Genomic DNA, 4,557 nt, shown 5'->3' with positions numbered 1-4,557 from the left:
TTAACCTTAGTTCGTTTTTAACTAAAAATGCCCTTTAACTATAAAAGAGTGCTATGCATATTGCGTAGCACTCTTCCTTTTTTGTGAATTATCATATTATACTGATTAACATCAAAAAAAATCAGATTAATATTCTATATTGCAATTTATAATTTAACTATTAGTTCTTGATCTTACTTTAAACAGAACCTTATTGCCCAATCTGATTGAAGGCATTAATTTGATTGAACTAATATAAAAGATGCATTTATATTTGTGAAAAAGATTACCTACATATTCGTCATTCTCTGTTTTATTGTAAAGATAAGCATTGCCAATTCAGGACCTCAATCAAAAATTGACAGCCTAAAAAATCTAATCTTAAATACCTCAGATCGTGACAAATTAGAAAATTCGTTAGAATTAAGTCGTGTCTATTGGGAACTTGACCCTCCACAGGCGATTCAACGTTCGAGGTATGCTCTTGAATTAGCCAAAAATCTAGATTATAACGAAGAGGCTGCTAAAGCCATGTATTATTTAGGTTGTGCCTATCATATCAATAATCAATACGATTTTGCTTTAGAGAACCTTCTTGATGCCTATCGATTTTCCGATCAACATAAATTCTTAGAAGTAAATGCTGAAATCGCTCTTCAATTAGGAATCGTCTATCATCAACTGGGGAAATACAAAAAATCTCATAAATTCTCACAAGAAGCATATGCTACATTCGAACATTTAAATAATAAAAGAGGCCTAGCCAGGTGTTTGAGTCTAATGGGTTTGTATTATAAATCTCAAAACTCAGATGAATTTGCTTTAGATTATTTAGATCGAGGCTTAAAGTCTGCTAAAGAATTAAATGATGATGAACTTATTTGTAATGCTCTTAATGATTTAGGTACTTATTACACGGAAAAAGGCAATATTCTTGAGGCAATTAAAGTATACAAAGAAGCTGTTAGTTATCATCGAGATAATAGCTTAAACTATAATGTTGGTTTATTCGAATTAAACCTCGGGGTTTTATACTTAAAGCATGACGAGAACGATAAGGCTCTTTCACATTTAAATATGGGTTATGTCATAGCCAAGAAATTAAAATCGTACCGCCTCTATAGTCTTTATTATGATTTTCTATCTCAATATTACACGAAACAAAAATCATATTCAGAGGCATTGAGCACCTATCAAAAAGCACAAGCCTACAAAGATTCAATTATTAATGATCAGCAAACCAATAGAATTACAGATCTGGAAGTTCGTCAGGAAACGAGAAATCAAGTCATAGAAAATCAACGCCTTGCAGAAGACAACCAAGCCAAAGACATTAAAATATTCCGACAGTACACCATTGGATTATCTCTTTTACTTGCTCTCATTGTTGGTTTCTTTATCCTTTTTATTCGAATAAGAAACAATCGTAAACAAAGCGAAATTCTACAGCTCGAAAAAAATATGGCCGATCAGCATGCTGATGAAATGTTCGAGAAAAAAGAAGCTCTACAAAGAAGTGAACATGCACTAAAAAGAGCTAACGAAACAAAAGATAAGATGTTCTCATTAATTGCTCATGATTTAAGAGGATCGGTGGGAAACATCAGTAATGGGCTTAGAATGTTGCTAACTGAGGATGACCTTGTTCTTTCAGAAGAAGAAACCAAAGAATTTTTGGGTTCCTTATTCCACTCAGCAGATAATTCATATGAACTTTTGGAGAATCTATTAGCTTGGGCTAGAAATCAAAGTCATTCAATTACACCAAGCTTAGAAATGGTCGATTTGGAATCTATCATTCTGTCTAATTTGGAGCTACTTTCTGAACTAGGAAAAATTAAATCCATAAAGATCTTTACATCAACTGATAATAAAATTGATGTTTTCTGTGATAGAAATATGGTGCATACCGTACTTCGTAACTTCATATCAAATGCCATTAAATTCACCAACAAAAATGGAATTATCGAGATTCGTACTGAAGTAAAAGAACACTTTGTTAGTGTATCCGTTATCGATAATGGTGTTGGTATGCGTAAGGATCAAATTAAGAATATCCACAAAGGCTTCACAACTGACGGAACTGCCAACGAAAAAGGAACCGGAATTGGTTTAGCGCTGTGTCGTGACTTCCTTTCAAAAAATAATGGATGGTTTAATGTTACAAGTGAAGTTGATAAAGGAAGTACCTTCACATTTACAGTTCCTCGCCGTCCTTTGAGCAAACGAAGATTTTCAGAATTAGTCAAAAAAGAAGACAGCTTTTCCCTACTAAATATTTAAATTTAGATTTTCGAAACTTATTTTAATTCATTGGGTTAATATTTTGAAGTATATCAAAGTGTTTTGATTACTTAATGAATTTGAGATCTATGTTTTTTAATAACAGAAATACTTAAACTAAATTTAAAGATAATGAGACTATTATTAATTAGTAACTCAACCAATCCAGGTGAAGAATATTTAGATTACCCTAAAAATAATATCAAGGCGTTTTTAGGTGAGAAACCAGTAAAAGCATTATTCATTCCTTATGCAGGTGTTACTGTTTCATTCGATGACTACGAAGCAAAAGTAAAACATCGTTTCAACGAAGTGGGACATGATATCGAATCAATCCATCATTTCGAAGATCCAATAAAAGCTGTTGAAGAAGCAGAAGCGATTGTTGTTGGCGGTGGAAGCACCTGGAACCTATTACACATGGTTCATAAATTTAACTTAACTGATGCTATTCGTAATAAGGTTATTGATGGTGAAACACCTTATATTGGCTGGAGTGCAGGCTCAAATTTAACTTGTCCTACAATCAAGACAACTAACGATATGCCTATTATCGATCCACTAGGATTCGAAGCTCTAAACTTGGTTCCATTTCAAATCAATCCTCATTACTTAGATAAGAATCCTGAAGGGCACGGAGGAGAAACACGTGAAGACAGAATCAATGAATTCTTAGTCTTAAATCCGGATATGTATGTTGCTGGTTTGCGTGAAGCAACTATGTTTTTAGTTGAGGATGGAAAACTTAGTTTAATTGGTGACCGCGAATGTCGCATTTTCAAAAATGGTCTTGAACCATACGAATTAAAAGCTACTGACGATTTCAATTTCATGATGAAATAGAATAACTTATTTTCATATTCCAAGCGACTTTCTCAATCAGAAAGTCGCTTTTTTCTTTTATTATCCATCTAAGTTCTCACAAGGATAGAAATACAAATCAGACCTACCTCTCTTATTTATAAAAAAACTATTATAACTTTGCAGCCTTATAATACACCTCATATTAGCAATACCCATGGATTTATTATCGTCAAGTTATTTCGTCCTATTCCTTATAGTAGCAATAGGTTTCGTTATTGGCAACATTAAAATTAAAGGCATCTCTCTTGATGTTTCAGCCGTTATTTTCGTCGCTCTGGTTTTTGGACACTTCGGTGTTAGCATTCCTGTCGATATCCAGAAAATTGGATTGACTCTATTTATTTTCACAATTGGAATTCAAGCTGGACCTGGTTTTTTTGAGTCATTTCAGAAAAATGGTCGTCAGCTTATTATTCTAGCTTTTGTACTAATCTCCAGTGCTTCCTTGATAACCGTAGGTCTTTCTTTTGCCTTTGATGTCGATCTAAAAATTGCAGTGGGCTTACTAACTGGTTCATTAACGAGTACGCCAGGTCTTGCTGCCGCTATTGAAAGTACTGGCTCTACCCTTTCATCAATTGGTTATGGTATTGCTTATCCTTTTGGAGTTATTGGTGTTATTCTTTTCGTTCGCTTGTACCCAAAACTAGTTGGCGTTGATATTAATGCAGAAGCAAAACAATTAGAAGACGAAGATCTAAAAAAACATCCCGAACTATTCAACAGGAATTTTGTTGTTGAAAATGAAAAGGTTGTTGGGAAAAGCATAAGAGAACTGAAGGTTCGTGCCATGACTCAAGCTAATATCACACGTATTATGCATGAAGGGAAAACAATTGTACCTAGCCCAAATACAATTCTTCACAAGAATGATATTATTAAACTTATTGGAACTGATCAAGCTCTAGAAAAAGCTAAAATTTTGATTGGTGAAGAGACTCAGGAACTAATTCCACTAAGTATTGATTACGTTGTTGAAACCATATTGGTTACCAATAAAGATGTGGTGCATAAAACCATCGGCCAACTAAATGTTCTTTCAAATTACAATGCCAGGATTACAAGAATAAGAAGAGCTGGAATTGATATTGCACCAAGTTCTAAGTCCGTAATTAAATTTGGAGATAAATTAATTGTGGCTTGCGGAACAGGGAATATCAATAACGTACGTCATCTCTTTGGAAACGATGTAAAAAAATTATCCGACACCGACTTTTTCCCTATTGCAACTGGTATTGTCTTAGGCGTATTAGTTGGGAAACTTAAAATCTCGTTTTCTGATGATTTTACATTCTCACTAGGATTAACCGGTGGCGTTTTAATGGTTGCTCTCATCCTTAGTCGAATTGGAAAAACAGGCCCAATTCTATGGACAATGTCTGGCACAGCCAATCAATTACTTCGCCAATTAGGTTTACTCATGTTTCTATC

The 4,557-nt window shown here is 34.0% G+C and carries 3 protein-coding genes; all 3 read left to right on the top strand.

Annotated features, from left to right (window positions below):
• Window positions 1–255: 255 nt before the first annotated feature.
• Window positions 256–2,262, top strand: a complete 2,007-nt coding sequence (locus ABY905_RS14325; RefSeq protein WP_372645058.1) for an ATP-binding protein — start codon at window positions 256–258, stop codon at window positions 2,260–2,262.
• Between the two features lie 132 nt (window positions 2,263–2,394).
• Window positions 2,395–3,105 (top strand): dipeptidase PepE, encoded by a 711-nt coding sequence (gene pepE / locus ABY905_RS14320; RefSeq protein WP_372645056.1) that lies wholly within the window; start codon window positions 2,395–2,397, stop codon window positions 3,103–3,105.
• 175 nt (window positions 3,106–3,280) lie between these two features.
• The coding region (locus ABY905_RS14315) for an aspartate:alanine exchanger family transporter (RefSeq protein ID WP_372645054.1) at window positions 3,281–4,557 on the top strand (1,277 nt) is incomplete at its 3' end.

This window comes from Ancylomarina sp., assembly GCF_041555295.1.
GTDB lineage: Bacteria > Bacteroidota > Bacteroidia > Bacteroidales > Marinifilaceae > Ancylomarina.
The sequence above is the reverse complement of the archived record's forward strand: the minus strand, read 5'-3'. Positions and strand labels throughout refer to the sequence as shown.

Coding starts and splice junctions, on each gene's coding strand:
- pepE (WP_372645056.1), top strand. CDS start 2,395: ATGAGACTATTATTAATTAGTAACTCAACCAATCCAGGTGAAGAATAT.